This is a genomic window from Thainema salinarum CENA647, from assembly GCF_057732415.1.
This window is the reverse complement of record NZ_JBYJZJ010000022.1, coordinates 5531251-5555226: the sequence shown is the minus strand read 5'-3', so window position 1 is coordinate 5555226 and position 23976 is coordinate 5531251. Positions and strand designations below refer to the sequence as shown.

Here is a 23976-nt window from a genome sequence, read left to right as displayed (position 1 = left end):
GGCTAAACCCACCCTTACGCAACGGTTTGGGTTTTCAGACTGTTCTATTCATCGCGGTTGAAATTGGCGAAGAGTTGCTGCATGTCTGCGGGGGTGGCGTTGAGGCATTGGGCGACAGATGTGAGGATGTTGGGGTCTTGGGTGGTTTGATAAAGTCGGGCAAAACTTCGGAAAACAATTCCACCATTATGTTCATCCCCATATTCCGTATATGTCTCTAATGCTTTTTGGTAATGAGACTGCGCCTGCTCATACTCCCTTAGCTCTTGGGCAACCCTGCCTAACTGGTGGTAGGTGCCCGCTTGGCTGTAGCGGTCGTTGAATTCAATTTTGATGTCGAGCGCCTTTTGATAGTGAGACTGCGCCTGCTCAAACTCCCTCAGCTCTTCGGCAACCCTGCCTAACTGGTGGTAGGTGCCCGCTTGGCTGTAGCGGTCGTTGAATTCAATTTTGATGTCGAGCGCCTTTTGATAGTGCGATCGCGCCTGCTCAAACTCCCTCAGCTCTTGGGAAACCATGCCTAAATTGTGATGATCCAGTGCTTGGCTGTGGCGATCATTAAAATCCATGTGAATCGTAAGAGCATTTTGGAAATGCTGTTGCGCCTGCTCATATTCACGTAGAGCCTTGCAAAGATTTCCTAATTGACCATAGGTGCTGGCTTGGCTGTAGCGGTCGTTGAATTCAATGCAGATATCGAGCGCCTTTTGATAGTGAAATCGCGCCTGCTCAAACTCCCTCAGCTCTTGGGCAACACTGCCTAACTGGTGGTAGACGTTCGCTTGGTTATAGCGGTCGTTGAATTCAATGAAGATATCGAGCGCCTGCTGATAGTGAAATCGCGTCTGCTCAAACTCCCTCAGCTCTTCGGCAACCATACCTAACATGTGGTAGGTGCTGGCTTGGCTGTAACGGTCGTTGAATTCAATGCAGATATCGAGCGCCTTTTGATAGTGAGATCGCGCCTGCTCAAACTCCCTCAGCTTTTGGGCAACCATGCCTAACTGGTGGTAGGTATGAGCTTGGCTATAGCGGTCGTTGAATTCAATTTTGAGATCGAGCGCCTTTTGATAGTGAGATCGCGCCTGCTCAAACTCCCTTAGCTCTTGGGCAACCCTGCCTAACTGGTGGTAGGTGCGAGCTTGGCTATAGCGGTCATTGAATTCAATTTTGATGTCGAGCGCCTTTTGATAGTGAGATCGCGCCTGCTCAAACTCCCTCAGCTCTTCGGCAACCATACCTAACATGTGGTAAGTGTTTGCAGCCAGAAGTTGTTTTTCCTGATGATCTATATCTGTAACTTCTTCTAAAACATCAAGAACCTGATTATAAGCTTCCTCCGCTTTTCGATATTTCTGTGTCTTTAGATAAAGATTTGCACGTTGACCAAAAGCGCGAACAATAGTTTCTCCTAACCCATCAACTTTAACGTTTGAAGGATACTGACCTAGTGCATTACATACAAATTCCAAGATCTCTAGTTCTTTTTGAGAATTATTAGAAATATTGAAATACAATCCTAAGCAATTAAAGATCTCTGGAATTTCACGATTAGCTAAACTAATCTTTAATGCACTATAGAGATTTTCATACTCTAGACGACAGAAGAGAAGTCCCAGTTGTCGTTCTTGCGGATTCTTGGATTTCATCAACTGCTGATAGCTACCCGCCAAGCCCTGATAGTGTGCCTTAAACCCGTCATAGAGCGCATCGCGGGTCGCGGCATCCAGGTCATTCAGCTTCGTCCGCAAAAAATAAGGGAAAATCGGTTGAATACTCAATAATCTTTCCCCCCTTTTTTAAGGGGGGCTAGGGGGGATCCATCCGGGTTCATTCCCGACAGCAAACCCCACTGAATCGCCTCCTGAATTGCTTCATCAAACCGACTAAAATCATAATCCTTAAACGGCTCCCGCTCCTGCAATTGCTGGCCGTAATTTTCTAAATCTGCCCGATCAATAAAACTATTAAACGGTGCCAAACACACCAACAATTTCTGGGCATCCGGTGACAAATTACTGTGCGAATATTCCACACATTTGAGAATATTATTCGTCTTATCCCCACCCCCCACATTCAGATCCACATCCGCCGCCTGTAGCCTGTCCAAAATCTGCTGCGGCGACTGGTTCGCCAAATTCGCCAGCACCACCTCCATCGCCAGCGGATACCCCGCCAGCAGTTTCATCAGCCGCTTAAACCCGTCATCTTTCCGCAGTTCCGCAATTCGCTTCGGGTTCCCCACCTGGGCATCCAAAATCTTCTCCGCCAGCACCGTCCGCGATTCCGGGTCTAGCCCCGCCAGCGGATACACATTCGCCTTCCCCGCCTTCGTATACACATCCGCCAACCACTCTTCCCCACTCCGCGACCCCAGCACCACCTTCGTTTCGCCACCCCGCAACAGCAGCAAAAACTCGCGAATCTGCGCCTGTTCCGCCTCCGGCAGCGTATTCTGAATCGCCAACGCCTGCCCCGTCACCGACTCCAAATTATCCAGCATCAGCCCATAGGGTTTCGCCCGCAGGTGATCGGCCACATCTTCCATCTGCGCCTCAATCGGCATTGATTCAAAGTCTGAAAATTTACGAGAGTCAGGATACAGCCCTTTACCAATCACCCGTAGAATTTGCTGGAGCGTATGCGCCGTTTCGTCATAGCCAAAATAGAACACATCCCGCACAAAATTCGTCGTCTGCCACCACTCCCGCAGATAGTTGAGCAGCGTCGTCTTGCCCGTGCCGCCCATCCCCCGCAGCAGCAAAATATTGTGCTGCAGCAGCGCTTTCTCAATCTTGAGAATTTCAAGATCGCGCCCCACAAAGCCATAGGTCGCGCCGCTAAACCGATAGCGCTGCCGCCGCTGCATCAGGTATTCGGTGCGTTCCTGAGACGTAAACTCCCGCAGCTTCAAATCCACATCCCGATTGGCATACACCACGGGCAGCAGCCAGTCCTCCAGCTCCACAATTTGGTTAAAATACACCCGCCGATTCTTCTGGTTATACAGCTCCTTCCGCCCCAGCCGAATCGCCTCCGGAATCCCCTGCTGCGCAAACAACTGACCATACAGCTTCTCCATCATCAGCGCCGCCGCCGTCACGGTGACGGAATAGCCCATCGCCACAACCATCTGCACACCTGCCGCCATCAGCCGACTGCCCAAACTGGTCTCGGAATTTTGGATTGCGGATTTTGGATTTTGGATTTCCGGTTCTGTTTCGTCCGCTTCTGCCTTTTTTCCGCCTTCTGTTTTTAACTGTTTCCCCGATTGGCAGGCGTTCAAAATACAAATGGGGATGCCTTTGCCTGTCAGTAATTTCGCCAATTCCTCCGCTTCCACCGGATCGGCCTTGCCTTTGCTCTGCCCCTCCAAAAACAAAAACGCCTTCACCCCGTCATAGCGCTCTAGATCATCTCGGCCATACCGCGCCTGATACGTATAGCGATCCGCCTTCACGCCCTGTTTGTACTGCTCATGAGTCATCAATCCCCCATGCGCGTCAAAATGGACAATGTGATAATGCCCTTCCTTCCCTTCCAAATGATCCGATAGCGCCTGATACGTCCCCGGACGCAAAATTTCCACATTCACCCGCAACTGCGCCGTGTGAATCGCCTCAATCAGCGGTCGCGAAATCGTCCGATAGCCCACATCCGATTCCTCATCCGGTCGCGCCGTCACCACCAGCAAATTAATCGTCGGCGATGATTGCAGATCAATTTGGGTAATGCCTTTTTGAAACCGCTTGCGCGTAAAAATACCCTCCACCGCAAACGGTCGCGGCTGCTTCGGGTCTTTCAGCGCCTCCCAGTGCAGCGCCTGAAAATCCGGTGAATTGCCCTCAATTTCAATCCGCAGTTGGGTCAGTCCCTCGCGACAGGCTTGCTTATAGTCGCTGTAGGCATCTGGATCAGCAAATACCTGCTTAAACAGGTCGTGACCATAGGTTTCAATGCTCGCCGCCGCCCGCTGTGCGATTACGTAATCGTCAAATGGAAACTTAATCCACTGCTCAAAGTAGAACTCTAGCTCCCGCTCTTTCCGCGCATCAAACGGATCGTGAACCCTAATCTCATACCGCGTTTGATGATCAATACTCACCATCGCGGCAAAACCAGCATTGTCAGCAAGTAGACCCGTTTCACAAATCGTCAGAATAGGCATGGTGCAGATCGGTAGCGATACTTGGCGATATTCAGTAGAGAAAGCAAAAGCCTCCCCATGTTAGCCTTCCCGCTTCGCTGCGTCAGGCAACAGAGGCCAATGTTTCAATTGCCCTACTGGGCAATCAAGCATCGCATCACATTGCCATAAATTGCGATAAATTGCGATCGCACATCCCTTCTCTACGAATCTCTACAAAATCTCTGATTCAGGAATGTCTTGCTCATTAAATAAAGCTGCCGTTTGTGCTTTTGCCTTCGTTTTCATTTCAGGCGTGATGCTCATTGCAATACTGGCAAGTGCGGCTGTAATGGCCGATAAATCATCCGTGAATCCGACGGCAGGCAGCACATCAGGAATCATATCCACCGGGAGAATCCAGTAGGCCAATGCACCTGCAATGGTTAGCTTGGCTGAAATGGGAGTTTTTGGATCATGAAGGGCATTCCACATCACAAAAGCCTGCTCGACGAGACTTTTTCCGGCCTTTGTGCCAAATGCTCTCATCTTGTCCCAAAAAGCTTCATCGGAATATTCCATATTTTCGTCTGCACTGTCCTGCGAATGTGTCATGGCTTGAACCGGAATCCCAACATTTTCCATCCGTTTAGTTGCGGCTTTCACCTGATCAATTGATGCTTGATCTTGCCCATGTCGGGTTTGATCTAGCACATTAATAAAGTCTTCAATTGCCTTGACCTGTACGTCATTAATCTCAAACTCTCGCTGAGCCGTTTTAATCGCAGATTCCTCCTCGGCTGTCATATTCTGGTCAGACCATACTAGGCTCAGAATATAGAACATCAAGCCAAATTTGAGTTCGCGATCTGCTTTTGATAACTTCTGGATAGATTCCTCTAATGAGGGTGGATTGTAAGAATATGACTGTAACGTTTCTTTCTCCTCAGCCGATAATTTGTCCGCTTCAGGACTCGACAGAATGAAGCTCATCTCATCTTCATCAATCTTTTGGTCTGCGGCGGCAACAGCAAAAAGGATCGCAAAGAACGCAAGGGTATCTTCATTCGAAAACGGCAACCAGCCTCGAACGGTTGTCACGACACTAGATGTCGCGTGACTCACGTTTTTGCCAATACTGCTGGCTGTTTCACCTGCGGCTTCGGCTAGTCCAGATGTCGTCTTACTAATATTTTTACCGAGATTATTTGCTGTTTTGCCTGCTGCTTTCGCTGCTGAGTCAAACCAATTAGCCATAACAAAAAATCCAATATATTAACTTGCCTTGAAATTAGGCACGCCGCGTCAGTCTAACGAATGATGGTTCTAGTAATTATGTCGTTTAGACTCTCAAACAGCATCTGCTGCTGTATATATTTATCGCCTTGAGATGATTTCTACTGAGCTAAATTTCGATATCGGTGCCACAGCGCAAGGACAATATGGCTGGATGGGTTCCGTACAGCAGTTTTTAGCTCTGCCAGCCGACGAATGGTTCGCTCAGCTTTGTACCCGCTATCAGCAGCTTTATCAGCAGCAAGCTACAACGACTCAAAAACAAGCGTGGCAGGATAGCGGCGACATTTTGCGATCGCAACTCTCCCATCTCAAACCATCCCAACAGCAAAACTGGACGCTCATTTTTGAATATGAACTACCCCGCGAAGGCGGACGCCGACTGGATTTAGTTCTGCTGGGAGCGGGTCGTATTTTAGTATTTGAATTCAAACAAAAGAGTAAGCCTTCGCTGGCCGACTGTGACCAAGTTGCCGCTTATGCCCGCGATTTAGCCACCTATCATCAAGCTTCTCATCATCATCCGGTCATGCCGCTGATTGTGCCGACTCGCGCCAGTCAGTCCTTTGCCTCTGGGCCTCCTGTGACCAGTCAGGAATATGGAGATACAAGAACGGTAACTGCGATCGCGCCTCATCAAATTGCTGAATACCTTAATCAACTCCAGCCCGTTGAGCCAGACATCAACGCCGAGCAGTGGGTGCAGTCGGACTATGCGCCATTACCGACGGTGGTTCAAGCCGCGCAGCAGATTTTTCGGCAGGAACCACTGCCCAGCATTCGGCAAGCGCAGAGCGTGGGTATTCCCGACCTGCTGGATTTCTTGCATAAGTTGACGCTTCAGGCGCAGCAGCAGCAAGAGCGGCATTTGGTGCTGATTACGGGCGTGCCGGGAGCCGGGAAAACGCTGGTCGGGCTACAGTACGTCTATCAAAATCCGCTCAAAGACCAGGATTCAAATCAGCCCCAAGCCGTTTTCCTCACGGGTAACGCGCCGCTGGTGCAGGTGTTGCAGTATGCGCTGAACAGCAAGGTATTTGTTCAAGCGGTGCGTAACTTCTACTTGCAGTACGAAGTGCGCCGTCAAACCGCGCCGCCGGAGCACATTATCGTGTTCGACGAGGCCCAACGCGCCTGGGATTGCGATCGTATGTCGGAAAAGTACGGCATCAATAGTGCCGCCAGCGGAGCCATTTTGCGGATTGCCGAGCGGATTCCGGACTGGTCAATCGTGGTGGCGCTGATTGGTGAGGGGCAGACGATTCATGTGGGCGAGGAAGACGGCATTGAGCAGTGGAATCAGTCGCTGCAAGCGGCTCAGGCCAACTGGCAGGTTCACTGTGCGCCCGCTCAGGCGAAATGGTTCGATGCTGTTGCTGCTGAACGACTACACGTTGATCCACAGTTCAATCTCAGCCTGTCCCTTCGCAGTCACCTGGCGCAGGATGTGCAGAGCTGGATTGCCGACCTGCTTAATGGTGAACTCGAACAGGCCGCCGCCTGGATGCCCCGGCTGGAAGCCGAGGGATTTGATGCCTATGTGACTCGCGATTTGGAATTAGCCAAGCAGTACTGTTGCGATCGCTATGTTCAATCGCCTAACAAGCGCTACGGACTGCTGGCTTCGTCTCGTGCTCGGAACTTACCGAATTATGGGATTCCCAACGATTACAAGTCCACGCAGTGGATGAAGATTGGTCCCTGGTACGTCGATCCGCCGGATGCGCCTCTATCCTGCTGTGCCTTTGAGCGGGTGGCGACGGAATTTAGCTGTCAGGGACTGGAGCTAGATTTGCCCATTGTCTGCTGGGGCAGCGATTTGCGCTGGCAGGATGGTCAGTGGCAGACTCACACCCGTCAGCGCCATGTCCGCGATCCGTATCAGTTGCGGCTGAATAGCTATCGAGTCTTGCTCTCGCGCGGGCGGGACGGCCTGATCGTGTTTGTCCCGCCGGATGCGCAGTTGAATGAAACCTATCGCGCCTTGTGCCAAGCGGGCTTAAGATGTCTTATGGACGCGGGTATACCAGCGCAGCAGGACGCGGGCTAAACGGTCGGGACTGTGCCGCACATAGCCCGTATTCATGTCTTCTTCCATCACGTTAGCCATCACGATTCGGCGGCCCAGGTGCATGATGTTCTCGCGGTCAAAGAAAACCGGATGGGAATTGCTCTGGGCATAGCGGATCAGCGTTCCGGCAGAGGGCACCCGCCGCTGCACCAACACCGCATCGCAAAGGGAACGATTGCAAATGGCATCCAGCACTCGCAGGTGATCGGCAACGGTATAGTTATCCGTTTCGCCCGGCTGGGTCATGATGTTGCAGACATAGATGCGGGGAATATCTGTCCGCTGTGCGATCGCATGAGCAATGTCTGGAACAAGTAAATTCGGCACAATGCTGGTATAGAGGCTACCGGGGCCAATCACGATATAGTCTGCCTCTTTAATAGCTTGAATCGCTTTCGGTAGCGCAGGCGGATTAGCGGGCAGACAGCCGATATTGACAATCCGGCCTTTGGCTTCCGTAATATTCGATTCACCGTGAATCAGCCGCCCATCGGACAGTTCAGCCCATAGGCAAACATCGCTTAGCGTCGCGGGTAGCACTTCCCCTCGTACCGCTAAAACTTTGGACGAAGCGGCAATCGCCTGCTCCAGATCGCCCGTCACCTCGGTCATCGCGGTCAAAAACAAGTTACCAAAGCTGTGACCCGACAGTCCTGCGCCCGCTTTGAAGCGGTACTGAAACAGTTCCGTGAGCAGTTTCTCTTCGTCAGCCAGTGCCGCCAGGCAGTTGCGAATATCGCCAGGCGGCAACACGCCGATTTCCCGCCGCAGTCGTCCGGACGACCCGCCATCATCGGCCACTGTAACAATAGCGGTGATGTTAGCGCTGTAGCTTTTCAGCCCCCGAAGTAGAGTTGACAGCCCTGTACCGCCACCGATAACGACAATTTTTGGCCCCCGATACAGCCGCCGATGCTGTAGCAATACATCGACTAGTTCCTCATCGCTGTCCGGCATCAGCACTTCGGTAATTGCGCCCAGCGTGCGAGATTGCCCCCAAAGTAAGAGACCAACTCCGCCTAGCAGCACAAGCGGCCCGCTGACATAACTTGGCACAATGGTCGTAACGATTTCAAGCGCATTACCAACAAAGCGGGCGGTGTAAAAGACGGGCGTCATTTTTAGCCAGATCGCGAGTCCTAATCCAGCCAGCAGCATCCCGGCTAGGCTGATCAGCAACCATCGCTTGATAAACAAGCCTGGAGCAAGCCATTTAAACCATCGATTCATCCGACGAGGATGTCGTCGAGCCATCGAGTTGCGACGGATGACATACAGGGCTTGCTTCAAAGGGGCTTTTAACATAGCGTTGAGCGTCTGGTTTTTAATTGCTTTTATTTATGAATAATTATTTAGATTAGAACTCATCCTAAACCAAGTTGGGTTAAGAGCGTCAATGCACTAATGATAGTTATTTCGAATCAAGCGGCTTCCTATCGGCAAAATTGTAATGAAAGTTAGGCCGCAGTTGAGAATTTTAGCGATTTTTGGCAATAGGCTAACAGTGAAACCGCTCATGCAGCGTTAACTACCTTATAAATCGTCACATAACGATAGAACATGCGAAATCCACTATTTTTCTCTCAGAGTAATTTTTGGCGAAATGCTCGCTTAGGCCGCATTTTGCTAAAAATGATAGTTGGGTTTTTGTCCAGTGGACGTGGTTTCAACATAATTAAATCCCCAAGTAGGTCTTGGCGAAGTGGCTGCTAGAGACAGCATTCGCGTCAAACACCTGGGGATCAACCGTCTGATTGTACAGTAGCCGGATAGCCAGCAATTGTTACTCTGATGACGTTGTTTAGTTTAGGCTCAATTCAGTTACTTTTAAGCTGTTTTTATAGGCATTAATCTTGCGATGCGATCGCATTTTTCAGTTCATCCTTATTCATCTTGCTCCGCCCTTCAATCTCCAGTTCTTGCGCCTGTTCATACAGTTCTTCACAAGTTTTCTCATCCAGCTCATCGGCATCGGCCTGAGCAGATTGAACAGCTTGCTTCAGCTCATCTTTTTTCATTGAGCTGCGGCCACTGATCTCCATCTCTTGCGCCTGTTCGTACAGTTCCTCCTTCGTGGGTTCATTGTCAGAATCACTGGAGCCAGAGCTAGATTGCTCTTGCTTGAACTCATCCATTGCCTTTTGCACCGCATCCGGCCATTCCACGTGCTGCTGACCGTTTTTGGAGGCTTTTCGTTTACTCTTTTCGGCTTCTTTTTTCTCAGAATCGCTCAGCTTGTCCCAAACGGCTTTTGGCAAATAGCGCTTCGTTTTATCATCCTGACGGGCTTTGCTACTGCCGCCTTGAGTTTGCCAATCTTCCTCTGACCACTGCTCCAGCGATTTGGCAGACTCGTCTTTTTCATCGTTTTTATAGCCGCCGCCCTGCTTTTCATACTCCTGCACAAGCAGCTGGCTTTTACGGGCTGACCACTGCCCAGGCTTACCGCCTTTATCGGACTGCATCAAATCGTCTTTGATTTCACGGCGCAAATCGGGCTTGGTGTATTTTTTTTCGTAGCGATCGCTCATCAGTTTTTCCTATAACAATAAAAGCGGAAGCGCTGATCAGCCCCCCCACTTTGTACCGTAGAAAGGAAACCTAGCATCGGGCATCGCTCGGTTGTCAGAGCTAACTGTCAATCACAGGTTAGACAGTCTTTACAACATTAGGTCTAGCAACACCGTCTTGCACCTTGTAAGTTAAAAGGCGATTTTGTAGCTGCGACTATGGCAACAAAACCGCCTCTTCTGGGTTTAACACGACGTTTTAGTGTCACATCGAGGTCGGATCAATACACTACTCGCTAGGAGCAGCCTGAGAATACTGCTGTTGGTCATACATTGCCTTGAGCACCATACCTGGATCAACCCACTGCGATGAATATTTCATGCCCCAGTGCAGGTGAGGCCCCGTCGTGCGACCGCTCATCCCCACTCGGCCAATCCGTGCTCCAGTAGGCACCCGCTGCCCTTCGGAAATGACTAATCCACCATCCCGATCGACGATGGCTCGTTTGCCGTCCACAGTTTCAACCCAGCCTTCCATGTGGCAATAGATATGTGTCCACTCACCGGACTGAACGGCAACCATCGTGCCGCAGGCGCTATCATCGGAGACTTCAGCTACGTAGCCAGCCCACCAGTTGCGGATATAGCTACCCCGTGGAGCAGCCAGATCAAGCCCGTAGTGGAAGCGAGTTCCGCCACCGTAGGGAGAATTACGGTAGCCAAAGGGCGAGGTATAGTCCTGAAAATTCTCAACCGGGAATGAGGCATGATTCCACGATAGAGGCGCTGTCGCCTGTTGCGAACTAGCCTCGATAGCAGAAACAGCAGCAGGTTTAGCTGCGAGCAGTGTCAATCCTAAGGCGGTTAAAAGGCTGAGAATAACCAACTGGCTTCGACGAGATGGCCAGTTACGAATCTGGAAGAGTGACAGTCGATTCATAACTTAATTTTGTGTGAGGAGAACTGAAAATGCTATGCAGATATAGCGCTGAACAGGTGCTACATTACAATACACTGCATTATATCTAGCGGTTATAGACTCGATGTAGATACACCACAAATGCTAATCATCGTACCGCAAAGCTGACCAAAAAATTAACTAGTTTGCACTAAGATTTGTTCACCGTTAATGATGGTGGAATAGACGGTTAATGGCTTGGTCGCAGGTCCTTGAGTTACGGCTCCGCTGGTGTCAAATTTCGAGTCATGACAGGGACAAATAAACTGGGTTTGGTCGGTATCCCACTCCACAGCGCATCCAGCATGAGTACAGGTAGGGTTCACGGCCACAACGCTACCGTCAGCATTGGGATCAGCAATCACAAGAATAGAGTTAGCACCGCTCTCGTTGAGAATAGAACCGTCTTGCGCTAATTGAGCTAATGTGCCAACTGCAGTTCCTTCTTCATCGGTACCAGTTATCGTAGAGTCTGAAGACCCGGAGTCGCAGGCTGCGATCGCAACTGGTAAAGACGTAGCAAGAAACCCAATTCCAACCCAATTTAAAAACTGGCGTCGCTCCATAACTGGATATCCTTTTGGCTAATGATTTGCAATCAATGGCTTAATAACAGCCGAGTTCGTACAGTTTGACGACTCATTGTACTGATAAGTTTGCGATCGCGATCAATCTTACAGAAAAAGAAATAAATGCTGCTTCTCGAAAACCAATGCTGGAGCAAGATCAAACTTGATCTCCAATGTGGTTCGAGAAACAGCATCACGGCAGTCCCAAATGAGAGGCTAGACAATGATTTGTCTACGCATATAGTACAATTGAACTATAAAAAAGTCTACCCCTAATTCGACTTGCTCATTTATTTGCCTACATATGAAAGCCCGTTTATTGTTGCAAAAGCAGCTTTTGCAACAATAAACGGGCTTTTGTCAACCACGATGTGGCGCGATCTGATCGACTGCTTGCCAACAGCGGTTATCTTCTAAGCAGTTGCAAAAAACTCTTTTGACTTAATTGGATCAGGTGTCATGGTCTTTTCGCCTGGTTGCCAACCGGCTGGGCAGACTTCGTCTGGATATTTCTGAACGTGCTGAATCGCGTGGAGTACTCGCAACGTTTCATCAACATTCCGTCCAAATGAAAGATTGTTAATGGTTGCGTGCTGAACAACCCCTTCCTTATCGATGATGAACAGACCTCGCAACGCAACCCCAGCATCCGGATCGAGGACGTTATAAGCCGTGCTAATTTCCTTTTTGATATCTGACACCAGAGGATAGTTAAGGTCGCCAACGCCTCCCATTTTGCGATCGGTTTGAATCCAGGCCAAGTGGGAGAACTCACTATCAACCGATACACCCAGCACTTCCGTACCCAGTTCTTTGAATTCAGAATAGCGATCGCTAAATGCTGCAATTTCAGTTGGACAAACAAACGTAAAGTCGAGCGGATAGAAAAATAGAACGACGTATTTACCTCTGTAATCGGAAAGTTTGATTGTCTTAAATTCTTGATCAACGACGGCTGTTGCAGTGAAGTCAGGAGCCTCCTGGCCAACACGGAGGCAGTTCTCAGAATAATTCATACAATTTCTCCCTAACAATCCAGTCGTCTAACCTTTGATTGGATTTAGTACACAAAAAATTGGTGATTCGCTAGCTTTCAACTGGCCGCGCAGTATTACAACCATATCATAATCGTCATAGGGGTAAGTATTTTTACTCTCCTCCTCGATGAATCTGCATAATTTTTGTTAGATATTTTGTTAGATAAAATTTTTTCTATGGTGAGAGTCCAGAATTAAAAACTGTAAGAGCCGTGAGTTTATTTACCCACGGCTTTTGCAATTTTATAAAAATGGCTCAGGCGTGATTTGAACACGCGACACGAGGCTTATGAGTCCCCTGCTCTAACCAACTGAGCTACTGAGCCTTGCTTTGTTGCGGCTGCTTCGCAAACCTCAACAGTTTTTAATTGTATCACTAAACGGGACAATGGCAACCCAAAAATATTCTTTACTGAAGAGTGGGATCGGCAATTAAAACAAGGGTAGTCCGCATTTAAGCTGACCAAGCCTAGGTGATCTGGAACAAGTTGCTGAAGGATAGCTGCTTGTTCCAGATCACAGTCAAAGCACTTAGCGGCTTGGCAAAAAGGCCATTGGATTAGTTGCGCCTTGATTGGGAGGATGAATCTCGAAGTGAACATGCGGACCAGTGCTATAACCCGTACTGCCCATTTCCGCAATCTGCTCACCTTGGCGAACCCGCTGCCCAACGCTAACCAACAAACGGCTGTTGTGGGCATAGCGAGTCATGGAGCCATCTGGATGACGGATATCGACGAGATTACCGTATCCACCAGAGTTCCAACCTGAACGCTCGACTACGCCGGAAGCAGAGGCATAAATTGGGGTCCCAACTGGTGCGGCAACGTCGATTCCCTTATGCATCCGACCCCAGCGCCAGCCATAGCCTGATGTGAGGACACCTTGAGCCGGCCAAATGTATCCATTCGAAATTGCTTCAGGGAGATACTCTTCAGAATTAGGCAAACCTGGTAACTCAGGTGAAACCATTTGCCCTGACACTGGCTGCGCTAAAGGTGCATAGCTTTCAGAACCAACAGGAGCCGCTGCAACGAGCTGAGAATCGGCATTATTGCGCTCTTCCGCAACTGCTTCTTGCTCTGAAGTCCGATTTTCGGATTGATTCTGGCGCTCAAATTCAGGATTGATTGGTTCTTGCTCTAATGCGTCTGCCGATTGAGCCGGTGCAATCGCCGCAACCTGCTGAACACCGTCTTCCGGCTGAACATCTTCTTGCGCAACGGATGAGGCTGCTTGTTCAGCTTTTTGCGATCGCATTTCCCGAATTTCTTCTAGCAATCGAGCCGCGTAAGGACTAATATTGCGATCCGATTCTGAGCTGTAAGAATTTGCACTGGACTCGGATGATTGCTGACGAATTGCCGCAATCTCCTGGCTCATAGAGGAATCAGCCCGAGAGTCTAGTAATGATCTCGATTGATCTGTGGACGACTCTATTGCAGCGTCAGATTGTGAACGGCGCTCCAATAAGTTCACAACGTCACGGTTGGCCGCAACTGTCACTGGAGTTTCTGTCTCTTTGAGGCTAATGGAGGATTCCTCGGAATTGTCAGTATTACTGGGAATCACCAAAGTCGCACCAGCCCAAATAACATTGGGATTACTAATATTGTTCGCACTGATCAATTGCTCGCGTGTTACTCCATATTGGCGAGCAATTCGATTCAGCGTATCCCCAGGCTGGATTTGGTAGCTTCTTTGATCGACAGGTTGAACCGCTGTGTTTTGCACTTGGGATTCTGCGGCAGTATCTGCATTGGTTGCCACATGCACAGATTCAGTTGCCACGACAGCACTGGCATCAGTCGAGATGCTTAATAGCGGCTGATCAACCTGAATCTGCGGCAAAACAGACGGTAGCTCATCCGCATCGGCTGAGTTTTGAATGGATCTGAAGTTGACTGGAACCTCAGCAATGGTTGCCGTCGTCTCTGTAGAAGGTGTGGCCACGCTGTCTGAAGCAGCTGCTTGTACTGAGCCGATCTCTGCAGTATTGCTAATGTTCAGATTGTTGTTAGCGGCAAGCTCATCAGTGGATATATCAGCAGATGTGCCAGGTTCTGGCATTGCAGCTACGGTAACCGCTGTGCTGGTTTCCACTTCGGGCTGAATTACATCTGCATCCAAGCTATCAAGCGCTAATGATTCTGGCTTGGATGCAGAATCATCTAGGTTGGCTTCTACGCTAGTTTCTGTCTGCTCGCTTGCCAAAGCCGCACTCAATTCATCTGAACTTTGGCGGAGACGAACAAGTGACTCATCCTGAGCAACCTTTAAGCTCTCATCAGCTTGCTCGTAGCGATTCAGGCTAGAGCTGATATTTGTCTGCTCAGGAATCAGCTTTTCTACAGCTTTACCTACACTGTCCTGCTGTGGTTTTGCCGGTGAAGTAGGCACCTGGACGGCGACTTCAGCTTCGGTTTTCGCCGGAACTTGCAAAGCGGTGCCAACTGGAAGTAGCGCATCCGGTGATAAACCGTTGATTGCGGCTAACGCGCTGACATCAACTTGATGCTCCTGAGCGATTTGCCATAGCGTTTGCCCCTCTCGAACAATGTGGCGAGTCGAGGAAACTGCCTGCGGCATCGGATTGGCAGAAAATGCAGGCTCGGCTGTCATCGGCTCAGATGCGATGGCCTCGCTGTCCCGATGGAATATGACACCAGATGCCCCCATCGATAAAGCAAGACCCAGCATGGCGGCAGAAGTGCGCGCCTTACGATTGCCTCCAGACAACTCTTGCTTCTGTGATCTGGCTGAAACCAAACCAGCTTCAAAGTTGTGAGAGGAGGCAACCTTAGCCTCCTGCAGAAATACTCGTTTCAAGGAACGACCTCCTAATGACCAGCGTTCAACTGCTGTGTATGAATCAACCGATTCGAAACCAGTTCACTGAACAGCTTGCGATAGCAATCTTGACTATCAGCAGCGGTGTTACGACAGAATTTCTGCCTAGGTAACATTACTCCGCTTTTTTTATTTAGACAAGATTACACTACTTAACAAAAAATTCAAGCACCCAACTATTAAACTCGACACATTAGCATGGCGGCAAAGCATTTGATTGCCTTATGACAGCAATGACATTTACTCGATGAGCCTTTGCTATTTCCCTAGGTATTCTACCCAGGAACTACCTTGATGCATCCATGAAAAGGATTTCTACCTGCTATCACACAACCTTGTCAAGATTAACTACCAAATTTTGAAAGGAAATTCGCTGGATAATGACCCTGATCTTGAATCTTGTGATTCTTTGCTATTGGTTGTTTGAGCAGTTCAGCAGGTCAATTAATGCACCAATCGAAAATCTAAGCTGATTCTTCTTTTTATGCATTCGTATACTTGCGGATCTCAAACTGCGATCGCATTACTGAGCAGTGAATGTTAGTCCACGAAACGTAGATGATCGCTAGTAATCAGCAGTATTTTGGATAGAGAAAATTGGATCGTTGAGATCGTGACCAATCACGGCTAAAAAGCAGGGGTAGAATTGCACTTAATATATAAATTTCTTATTAAAATTAAGCTGCTATCGGGGGCTTTTCGTGCAGTGCAGGCGGATTTTAGCCCGCCGTGGAGGCTGCAATCCGCTTTCTGAAAAGCAGAGCTTATACATCTGATTAAATTTATTTCGATTTTGCCCTAATAAACGGACATAAGTGCTGTTGATCACCAACTTGATGGAAAATGACGGGCTGCATTGATAAGGATTCTTTAGAGCACCAAAGTAGAATCAAAATAAAGTGGTCAGTTGGGCCTGGTTGTAGTTTGTCATCCCATATCAATGCTTTTATCAATGCTTCCAGAGCTGCTTGCAACGCTAAATATTTTTAGTGCTCTACTTGTGCTTTGCATTGATCTGTAGCTGTGATCTGTAGCTGCATTGAAGTTTCGAACCCCGTTGAACCCGAACCGTAATAAAAAGAATGCGGGGGCGGTGACGAATTACCTTCCCCGCATTCTTTTGTATTTTGTATTTTTGCTGTAACTGAGTCGCCGTACTAACTGCAGCAGCCAATTGATCGGAGTTACGAAATCTTTGCTAACTGTGCAGGTGTAATCTCGTTGGCAATTGTCTTGCTCTCCTTCAGCAGGTAATCGAGAAATGTTTCAGCCACGATTGAGAGCTGCTTGCCCGCTAAGTGAGCCACATACCACTGGCGCTGAATCGGAAAATGATCGACGTCAAGAATAGTCAGCTCGCCACCAATACCCTCTGAAATCAGCGTGTGGCGAGATAAAACTGAGATGCCTAGCCCACCTGCGATCGCTTGCTTAATTGCTTCATTACTGCCCAGTTCTAGACGAACTTTGACTTCAATATTATATTTTTCAAATAGCTGCTGAACCGCTTTTCGCGTACCAGAACCCGGTTCACGCATAATAAAAGCCTCTCCATCTAGCTTTTCAATCGGGATATTGGTCGATTCAGCTAAAGGATGGTTTTTGCGAGCCAGCACAACCAACGGATTTTCTAGAAATGGATGGCTGTCTAGATCTAAATGTTCAGGTGGCTGACTGACGATGTATAAATCATCTTCATTATTTGCCATGCGCTCTTGGATGACTTCATGATTAGTCACTTGCAGCGCCACGTCAATGCCCGGATAGCGTTCGCAAAAGGGGCCAAGCAAACGAGGAACAAAATATTTTGCCGTTGTGATGACAGCCAAGCTTAGTCGCCCCTGTTTCATACCCTTGAGATTTGCCACCGACATGTCGAATTGCTCTAGCCGTGAAAAAATCTCTTGAGATGTTTCTAGCAGTGCTTGGCCTGCTTCCGTTAAATATAGCCGCTTGCCAATTTGCTCAAATAGAGGTAAACCGATCGCCTTTGTCAATTGTTTGACTTGAATTGACACAGTTGGTTGCGTTAGGTAAAGCTCTTCCGCCGCTCTTGTAAAGCTGCCGTGGCGAGCAGTGGCTTCAAAGACTCGCAGTTGATGTAGGGTCGCGTGAATCAAAATCGACTTACCTCAATGCAATGTACAGCATTCGATAGACTCTATTCTATCAATTAAAACAACTCTGTTGTTGTTTTATCGTCAAGAACCCACTACATAGATTCAAATCAGACCTATTACTAAAGCTAATACAATCATCGGGTCGCTGTTGATGGCAGTCGCTATGTTGGTTGGGATAAGGGCGTTTCAAGGGTGTTTCGCCCAAATAGCACTGCAAGAAAAACGCTCTAAACCTAGATGACTGGTGATATTCCCACAGGTCAGAACTATAAACCTAGTAGTCTATAGATTATCCCGACCTTGAGCGCGCAGCATTGTTAAATTCTGATGAGAAAATTTTGTCTCGCTCAAATTTGCAGCTGTAGTCAGCCCCGTTAGGACATATCGTTTCTGTGCAGCGAAGACAGGCTTGAGAACTACTAATCGTATGGGCCAGTACAATAGACTTTATTGGAAATAAAGTTTTTGGGGTTGGAAATTGTTTTGTGGCGCGGCTTCGCCGCGCCACAAAACAATTTCCGATAAAGTCTAATACAGTTTCAGTTTCATTAAATCTAGAAAGCCCCAAAACCAGCGATTTCCCGGTTTTGGGGCTTCATCATTCCTTTTTAACAAAGAAGCATCCTGGTTGGAATACCTTAGTATTCTGGAACGGATGCATCAACCTCACGGCTCCAGGCCGTAATACCACCTTTGACGTTGGTTCCTTCAATGCCGGACTGCTTGAGAATACCCAACGCTTTAGCGGAGCGACCACCCATCTTACAGTGGGCAATTAGGCGATGACCGTTGAGTAGCTCTTTGACCTTGTCAACCCCAGAACCATTTTCAATATCCGGCAACGGAATTAAAACAGAACCTGGAATTTTAGCAATTTCATACTCGTTGGGATTCCGAACATCCAACAGTACAAAATTATTCGCACCACTATCCAACAATTCTTTCAATTCCGTGACGGACATTTCAGGGATAGCGGCTTGCTCTTTCTCCTCAGCGGCTTTGGCTTGAGGAATGCCACAGAACTGCTCGTAGTCAATCAGCTTTTCGATAACTGGGCGTTCTGGATTGGGACGCAGCTTCAATTCCCGGAAAGTCATGTCGAGAGAGTTGTAGAGCAGCAGACGGCCATTTAGGGTAGTGCCTTTACCAAGAATAATCTTGATGGTTTCAGTGGCCTGAATAACACCAATCACCCCAGGCAGAATGCCTAAAACTCCTCCCTCAGCACAGGATGGAACCAGTCCTGGCGGCGGCGGTTCGGGATAGAGATCGCGATAGTTTGGCCCACCTTCATAGTTGAAGACAGTGGCCTGTCCCTCGAAGCGGAAGATAGAGCCGTAAACATTGGGCTTGTTGAGCAGGACGCAGGCGTCGTTGACCAAATAGCGGGTTGGGAAATTGTCCGTACCGTCTACAACAATGTCGTAGGGTTCAACGATATCAAGAGCATTTTCTGAGCTGAGCCGCGTTTCATATAGATCAACCTGGCAGTAGGGATTAATTTCCAGGATGCGATCTTTGGCGGAAACAATTTTGGGCTTACCAACCCAGGACGTGCCGTGAATGACTTGGCGCTGCAGGTTGGAATGGTCAACAACGTCGAAATCGACGATACCAATCCGACCGATGCCAGCCGCCGCCAGATACAGCAGCAGGGGGGAACCTAATCCACCCGTGCCAATACAGAGCACGCTGGCGGCTTTGAGGCGCTTTTGGCCCTCCAAGCCGACTTCGGGCAAGATTAGGTGGCGCGAGTAGCGCTCGTATTCTTGTTTATTGAGTTGGATTTCATCCAGGTTGGGATTGAGCATAAGAATCTTCGCGAGGGCGAGACGCTGAATCGATGGGCACGAAAGGTTGATTGATCGATTGATGGCTCAAGTTAGAGAGCGAGCCTAAAACTGTTCTCGAACCTGAAACTCTGGGGTTATGATCTCCTCAGCTTGAAACTGATGCTGATCGTCAAGAGTCCAGCTTTGATAGTCTTGAGCTTTACCCTGCTGAACAGAAACAATCAGATAAGAATATTGCGGCCAAGCAAATGTGCGATCGCACTCTGATGGCACTGCAACATGATCAGGGTGAGAATGATAGATCCCAATTATATCGAGCTTGTGCGCTCGTGCATATTTCTGTGCCTCGAGAAGTTCCTTGGGGTCAATCCAAAATCGCCGTTCTTTACCAAAATCGGACGCTTCAGAAAAACTATTTTCAATCTCGCTACGCTCCATGACATCGGCTGTCCAGGTATTTTGAGTTGGCCAAATTTCAACCACTCGACGTGTCTCAGGCTGGCTACTGTGATCGAGCAGGCCGATCATTAATCCGCAACATTCTTCTGGGTAGAGATGTTCGGCCTGAGCCGAAATCTGCTCTTGGTGTTGAGTCTGAAGTTGAAGAACCACTGCTAGATATTTCGTACGACATGGGGCAGGCTTTCATTCTAGTCTGCCTGCTAAACGCTAAAGATGTAGCATTTAAGTATCAACAGACGCCTACGCTTAAACTATGTTGACTCGTAATCAAACCGCTACACCAACTCAGTATGACTGGTCTGCCATTGTCAAAGCTTTTGAATCCACCCTTGGCAAAAAGAAAGTCATTCGACGGCGAGAAGAGCTGTTGGTCTATGAATGTGATGGATTAACCAGTTATCGGCAACGTCCAGCCGTTGTTGTCCTACCTCACACCACGGAAGAGGTGGCAGCAGCCGTTCAGATCTGCGATCGCTATTCTGTCCCCTTCGTCGCCCGAGGTGCGGGCACCGGCTTATCAGGCGGTGCGCTTCCTATAGAGGACTGCGTTCTAATTGTGACGGCAACTATGAATCGCATTCTCTCCCTGGATCTAGAAAACCAGCGTATTACCGTTCAGCCCGGTGTAATTAATAACTGGGTGACTCAGGCTGTCAGCGGTGCAGGTTTTTACTATGCGCCGGATCCCTCTAGCCAAAGCGTATGTTCAATCGGCGGCAATGTGGCAGAGAATTCTGGCGGCGTTCACTGCCTCAAATACGGCGTGACGACGAACCATGTACTAGCTCTCAAAGTCGTCACTCCCACAGGAGACATCGTTGATCTCGGCAGCCCCGTTCCAGAGATGCCAGGCTACGACCTCACCGGCATCTTTGTTGGTTCAGAAGGAACATTAGGCATTGCAACTGAAATCACCTTAAAGATTCTCAAATCACCTGAGGCAATCCAGGTACTCCTAGCCGATTTTACGAGCGTTGAAGCCGCTGGCTCGGCTGTCTCTGACATCATTAGTAGTGGCATCATTCCTGCTGGCATGGAGATGATGGACAACTTCAGCATCAATGCCGTTGAAGATGTGGTGATGACTGAGTGCTATCCCCGTGATGCAGAAGCCATTCTGCTGATTGAACTCGATGGTCTCAATGCCGAAGTCGCAACAAATACCGACCGAGTAAAAGCCATCTGCAAACAGAATGGAGCACGCAATATTACTGTAGCAGCGCAGCCCGATGAACGATTACGCCTTTGGAAAGGCCGAAAAGCGGCTTTTGCCGCGATGGGTAAATTAAGCCCAGACTATTACGTGCAAGATGGCGTTATCCCTCGTACTCAGCTCCCCTATGTTCTACAAGAAATTGAGCGACTTGGAAAAAAGCATGGCTATCGGGTTGCAAACGTCTTTCATGCTGGAGATGGGAACCTTCATCCACTAATTTTGTATAACAACTCTATTGCCGGTCAACTGGAGGCTGTTGAAGAATTGGGTGGCGACATTCTCAAGCTCTGCGTCGCTGTCGGTGGCAGTATATCCGGCGAACATGGCATCGGTGCAGACAAGCGCTGCTACATGCCAGACATGTTTAGCGCCGCTGATTTGGAAACAATGCAGTGGGTTCGCAGTACGTTTAATCCTCAAGGGCTAGCCAATCCAGGCAAGATTTTCCCCACCCCCAAGACCTGTGGTGAAGGGGCCAAGTCGTTCCAGTTTCAAGAAATGGAAGGAATCGAGCGCTTTTAGGACGGGAACGATTTGTCTAAAAAGCGTTCAGTGGAGGAGCAGACATCAGCAAACTTGAGTTTTAATCGATCATCTGGCCGCTAAATCTGCCCAAAGCCTCTGCTAGATTCTTGTTTTGTTAAAAATCTTTAGCAATTTCCAATTTAGGACAAACAACACAGTAAGTTTTTGGAAGAAACTGATCCTTATAGAAAGGTACTTTCAAATGGCAGCATCTTATTTACCGTCCATTCTCGTTCCTGTTGTAGGACTGGTTTTCCCAGCAATCACAATGGCGTTCTTGTTCTTGTACATTGAGCGTGGGCAACAAGCTTAAACTCTGATTCGGCTTTATCTGAATCAAAGTTTTAATTCAGTTACCTAAAAAAGAAGAGGTTGTGACTCAGTCACAACCTCTTCTTTTTTCGTTGGGCTAGGTTTCTATTCCTAAACCCTACATTGCTGAACCGACGCCGACATAAGCGCCGTAGAAGAACAAGCCAACTACTACTAAAACGCCTGTTCCTGCAATTGTTGCAACGATCCACAAAGGAATACGACCTGTCTGTGCCATTATCTCCTCCTAATCACGATGGCTAAGTAACAGCCATTCAAAAATAATATTCTGTATCATCAAAGATTTGAAACCGTTTAACTCTTGCAATAAATCAAGAGTTTAGTTAAAGAAGTAGCTTGAAAACAGCAAACCAAGAACGAAAACTAGCAACAAACCTAAGTATAAAGAGGTTCGGTTAAGTTCAACAGGTTGGCTGTTAGGATTTTTGCCGGGTCTTTGAGCCACAATAATCTCCTAGCGCTGAATAAACTGCATGGCCGCGATCGCGCCCAAGAAAAATACAGTTGGAACGGCCAACGTATGTACGGCTAGCCATCGAACCGTAAAAATGGGATATACAGTGGGTTGGTTAGGACTATTTCCAGTCATTAGCTTAAATTTACTCTTTCAAAAACACAAAATTACTTCGCCGTAAACTGATCGATTTCTTGCTTCGCATCAAATCGATCTTGAAGAATTGGCAAATCAATTCGATCTTGAGTATAGTATTCGTTCGGACGTGGGGTGCCAAAAGCATCGTAAGCCAAACCAGTACTTACAAACAACCAGCCAGCGATAAACAAAGCCGGAATCGTAATGCTGTGGATAATCCAGTAACGAATACTGGTAACAATATCTGAAAACGGTCTTTCTCCAGTCGAACCAGCCATTTATGTTTCTCCTCTGACAGCAACTAAAGTCTTCTTCAATAATACGGAATTAGAGGTTTTGTAACAAGATTACTTTCAACAAAGTCAAAGCATATGTTGTCCCTAAACCGCATAATTTAAGCTGAAGCACACGCTAAAGAGCTTCAATGAAACTATTCAGAAAATCATCTGAACGCTATGTGTCTAGGCAGAAGGCGCTTGTGAAGATTATGCGTCATACCTTAACAAAACACCATTTTGCCCAATGACAAATCCTTTGTCCTGATTCAAAAAGACAATCTTGTAAAAATTACCAGGAACATTTTCAACTGCTCGATCCTTGAGCCAGGTTTGTCCGCCATCTAGGCTACAGAGTAAATTGCCACTGCCGCCTGTTACCCAGATTTCTTCCGGCGTACGATAGGCCAAATCCAACAGACCCCAACTCGTTGAGAATTCAGGATTGACAGCATCTTTCCACTCTTCGTAGGAATTGGGTTCACTAAACTGGATTTCTCCACCCCGAGCAATAGTCCACAATTGACCGTCAGAGCCAAAGCCCATATTTTGTAGGCGCTTAGAGCTGGTACGATTGTGCTGTTGCCAAGCAGCTTGCCCCGGTTCCCAAGTGGAATAGAAGTTACCCCGAGATGATACCGCGACATATCGACCATCGGCTGAACGAGAGATATTACGGACTACGCCAACGGCTTGCTGAACCAGCGCTTTCCAGTTAGCTCCACCATCATTGGTTTGGTAAATCGCCCCAACATCGGTCGTCATTTCTGCGGACTTAGTACCCAAAGCTTTGATTGTCTCAGGCTCGCCCGGTAGCTGTTCACTCAGAGCAATCTGTGACCACGACTTTCCACCGTCCGTGGTGTGCAGCAGGATACTGGGCTGACCCACTATCCAGCCCTCCTCGCCACTAAAACTGACCGATGTAAACGTATGAGGCTGTTCTCCCAACTCTAGCTTTCGGGATTCCCAAGTCTTGCCGCCATCTTGGGTTTCGTACAGAGTAGAACGCTTGCCAACCAACCAACCGTGATTCAAATCGTCTGTGAACGCTAAATCCAACATGGTTGTATCAGTATCTAACGCCACAGGAGTCCAAGGGTTAGATTCCAAGGAGTCCAGATAGGCGTTGCAACCTGTCCCCAGCAAAACGATGGCGACTAGCGCTACAACCTTTCTAAGGTGTCTCAAGATTGACTGCATCACGATTAATTCAACGTCACACTAAAACGATGTTTACTTA

20 protein-coding genes and 1 tRNA gene are annotated in these 23976 nt (G+C 48.3%); 3 read left to right on the top strand and 18 right to left on the bottom strand.

Annotation, left to right across the window (positions count from 1 at the left end; translation table 11 throughout):
* Positions 1–44 precede the first annotated feature (44 nt).
* From AC286M_RS31070 to AC286M_RS31060, 3 genes are all read right to left on the bottom strand, one after another.
* A complete protein-coding gene (locus AC286M_RS31070) occupies positions 45–1781 on the bottom strand; it encodes a tetratricopeptide repeat protein (RefSeq protein ID WP_488208078.1) in 1737 nt (578 codons plus the stop codon).
* Positions 1778–4168, bottom strand: coding sequence for a CHAT domain-containing protein (locus AC286M_RS31065; RefSeq protein ID WP_488208077.1), 2391 nt, complete (start codon positions 4166–4168; stop codon positions 1778–1780). The genes AC286M_RS31070 and AC286M_RS31065 overlap by 4 nt, the downstream gene beginning before the upstream one ends.
* Before the next feature lie 192 nt (positions 4169–4360).
* Complete coding sequence (locus AC286M_RS31060) at positions 4361–5383, bottom strand: YkvA family protein (RefSeq protein WP_488208076.1); 1023 nt, start codon at positions 5381–5383, stop codon at positions 4361–4363.
* Between the two features lie 133 nt (positions 5384–5516).
* On the opposite strand from AC286M_RS31060, the gene AC286M_RS31055 reads away from it, so the two are divergent.
* On the top strand, positions 5517–7472 hold the full coding sequence (locus AC286M_RS31055; protein WP_488208075.1) for a DNA/RNA helicase domain-containing protein: 1956 nt from the start codon (positions 5517–5519) through the stop codon (positions 7470–7472).
* Here AC286M_RS31055 and AC286M_RS31050 read toward each other — a convergent pair.
* The 10 genes from AC286M_RS31050 to AC286M_RS31005 form a co-directional block, all read right to left on the bottom strand.
* Positions 7422–8798 carry a gluconeogenesis factor YvcK family protein gene (locus AC286M_RS31050; RefSeq protein WP_488208074.1) on the bottom strand — a complete coding sequence of 459 codons (1377 nt, stop codon included), beginning with the start codon at positions 8796–8798 and terminating at the stop codon, positions 7422–7424. The genes AC286M_RS31055 and AC286M_RS31050 overlap by 51 nt on opposite strands.
* Positions 8799–9340: 542 nt before the next feature.
* A complete protein-coding gene (locus AC286M_RS31045; protein ID WP_488208073.1) occupies positions 9341–10024 on the bottom strand; it encodes a Rho termination factor N-terminal domain-containing protein in 684 nt (227 codons plus the stop codon).
* A gap of 268 nt (positions 10025–10292) precedes the next feature.
* Positions 10293–10943: a M23 family metallopeptidase gene (locus AC286M_RS31040; RefSeq protein ID WP_488208072.1), complete on the bottom strand. Its 651-nt coding sequence runs from the start codon at positions 10941–10943 to the stop codon at positions 10293–10295.
* 155 nt (positions 10944–11098) lie between these two features.
* Positions 11099–11527: a QcrA and Rieske domain-containing protein gene (locus tag AC286M_RS31035; RefSeq protein ID WP_488208071.1), complete on the bottom strand. Its 429-nt coding sequence runs from the start codon at positions 11525–11527 to the stop codon at positions 11099–11101.
* 416 nt (positions 11528–11943) lie between these two features.
* On the bottom strand, positions 11944–12546 hold the full coding sequence (locus tag AC286M_RS31030; protein ID WP_488208070.1) for a peroxiredoxin: 603 nt from the start codon (positions 12544–12546) through the stop codon (positions 11944–11946).
* Between the two features lie 273 nt (positions 12547–12819).
* Positions 12820–12893 (bottom strand) — tRNA-Met (locus AC286M_RS31025).
* A gap of 205 nt (positions 12894–13098) precedes the next feature.
* Positions 13099–15396: a peptidoglycan DD-metalloendopeptidase family protein gene (locus AC286M_RS31020; protein ID WP_488208069.1), complete on the bottom strand. Its 2298-nt coding sequence runs from the start codon at positions 15394–15396 to the stop codon at positions 13099–13101.
* Positions 15397–16601: 1205 nt separating this feature from the next.
* Positions 16602–17537: a LysR family transcriptional regulator gene (locus AC286M_RS31015; protein ID WP_488208068.1), complete on the bottom strand. Its 936-nt coding sequence runs from the start codon at positions 17535–17537 to the stop codon at positions 16602–16604.
* 638 nt (positions 17538–18175) lie between these two features.
* Positions 18176–19348: a molybdopterin-synthase adenylyltransferase MoeB gene (moeB, locus tag AC286M_RS31010; RefSeq protein WP_488208067.1), complete on the bottom strand. Its 1173-nt coding sequence runs from the start codon at positions 19346–19348 to the stop codon at positions 18176–18178.
* An 84-nt stretch (positions 19349–19432) separates the two neighbouring features.
* Entirely contained in the window at positions 19433–19942 is a 510-nt protein-coding gene (locus AC286M_RS31005) for a M67 family metallopeptidase (protein ID WP_488208066.1), read from the bottom strand.
* Positions 19943–20045: 103 nt separating this feature from the next.
* Here AC286M_RS31005 and glcD point away from each other — a divergent pair, with 103 nt between their 5' ends.
* On the top strand, positions 20046–21530 hold the full coding sequence (gene glcD, locus AC286M_RS31000; RefSeq protein WP_488208065.1) for a glycolate oxidase subunit GlcD: 1485 nt from the start codon (positions 20046–20048) through the stop codon (positions 21528–21530).
* A 205-nt stretch (positions 21531–21735) separates the two neighbouring features.
* The gene (gene psaI / locus AC286M_RS30995; RefSeq protein WP_488208064.1) at positions 21736–21846 is read left to right on the top strand and encodes a photosystem I reaction center subunit VIII; all 111 of its coding nucleotides are present in this window, start codon (positions 21736–21738) and stop codon (positions 21844–21846) included.
* Between the two features lie 117 nt (positions 21847–21963).
* Here the strand turns inward: psaI and AC286M_RS30990 are convergent, their stop codons facing one another.
* The 5 genes from AC286M_RS30990 to AC286M_RS30970 all read right to left on the bottom strand — a co-directional run bounded on the left by AC286M_RS30990 (position 21964) and on the right by AC286M_RS30970 (position 23936).
* Positions 21964–22083 carry a photosystem II reaction center protein J gene (locus AC286M_RS30990; RefSeq protein WP_488208063.1) on the bottom strand — a complete coding sequence of 40 codons (120 nt, stop codon included), beginning with the start codon at positions 22081–22083 and terminating at the stop codon, positions 21964–21966.
* A 102-nt stretch (positions 22084–22185) separates the two neighbouring features.
* On the bottom strand, positions 22186–22311 hold the full coding sequence (psbL, locus tag AC286M_RS30985) for a photosystem II reaction center protein PsbL (protein WP_488208062.1): 126 nt from the start codon (positions 22309–22311) through the stop codon (positions 22186–22188).
* Between the two features lie 9 nt (positions 22312–22320).
* Positions 22321–22455, bottom strand: a complete 135-nt coding sequence (gene psbF / locus AC286M_RS30980; protein ID WP_488208061.1) for a cytochrome b559 subunit beta — start codon at positions 22453–22455, stop codon at positions 22321–22323.
* Between the two features lie 32 nt (positions 22456–22487).
* Positions 22488–22736 carry a cytochrome b559 subunit alpha gene (gene psbE / locus AC286M_RS30975; protein ID WP_488208060.1) on the bottom strand — a complete coding sequence of 83 codons (249 nt, stop codon included), beginning with the start codon at positions 22734–22736 and terminating at the stop codon, positions 22488–22490.
* A 207-nt stretch (positions 22737–22943) separates the two neighbouring features.
* On the bottom strand, positions 22944–23936 hold the full coding sequence (locus AC286M_RS30970) for a photosynthesis system II assembly factor Ycf48 (protein WP_488208874.1): 993 nt from the start codon (positions 23934–23936) through the stop codon (positions 22944–22946).
* Positions 23937–23976: the final 40 nt, after the last annotated feature.

Bases quoted from the DNA above. Each gene is read 5' to 3' on its own strand.
- AC286M_RS31065 (WP_488208077.1), bottom strand. From the start codon at position 4,168: ATGCCTATTCTGACGATTTGTGAAACGGGTCTACTTGCTGACAATGCT.
- AC286M_RS31045 (WP_488208073.1), bottom strand. From the start codon at position 10,024: ATGAGCGATCGCTACGAAAAAAAATACACCAAGCCCGATTTGCGCCGT.
- AC286M_RS31060 (WP_488208076.1), bottom strand. From the start codon at position 5,383: ATGGCTAATTGGTTTGACTCAGCAGCGAAAGCAGCAGGCAAAACAGCA.
- AC286M_RS30990 (WP_488208063.1), bottom strand. From the start codon at position 22,083: ATGGCACAGACAGGTCGTATTCCTTTGTGGATCGTTGCAACAATTGCA.
- glcD (WP_488208065.1), top strand. From the start codon at position 20,046: ATGTTGACTCGTAATCAAACCGCTACACCAACTCAGTATGACTGGTCT.
- AC286M_RS31035 (WP_488208071.1), bottom strand. From the start codon at position 11,527: ATGGAGCGACGCCAGTTTTTAAATTGGGTTGGAATTGGGTTTCTTGCT.
- AC286M_RS30970 (WP_488208874.1), bottom strand. From the start codon at position 23,936: ATGCAGTCAATCTTGAGACACCTTAGAAAGGTTGTAGCGCTAGTCGCC.
- AC286M_RS31050 (WP_488208074.1), bottom strand. From the start codon at position 8,798: ATGTTAAAAGCCCCTTTGAAGCAAGCCCTGTATGTCATCCGTCGCAAC.
- moeB (WP_488208067.1), bottom strand. From the start codon at position 19,348: ATGCTCAATCCCAACCTGGATGAAATCCAACTCAATAAACAAGAATAC.
- psbE (WP_488208060.1), bottom strand. From the start codon at position 22,736: ATGGCTGGTTCGACTGGAGAAAGACCGTTTTCAGATATTGTTACCAGT.
- psbF (WP_488208061.1), bottom strand. From the start codon at position 22,455: ATGACTGGAAATAGTCCTAACCAACCCACTGTATATCCCATTTTTACG.
- AC286M_RS31055 (WP_488208075.1), top strand. From the start codon at position 5,517: ATGATTTCTACTGAGCTAAATTTCGATATCGGTGCCACAGCGCAAGGA.
- AC286M_RS31040 (WP_488208072.1), bottom strand. From the start codon at position 10,943: ATGAATCGACTGTCACTCTTCCAGATTCGTAACTGGCCATCTCGTCGA.
- psaI (WP_488208064.1), top strand. From the start codon at position 21,736: ATGGCAGCATCTTATTTACCGTCCATTCTCGTTCCTGTTGTAGGACTG.
- AC286M_RS31030 (WP_488208070.1), bottom strand. From the start codon at position 12,546: ATGAATTATTCTGAGAACTGCCTCCGTGTTGGCCAGGAGGCTCCTGAC.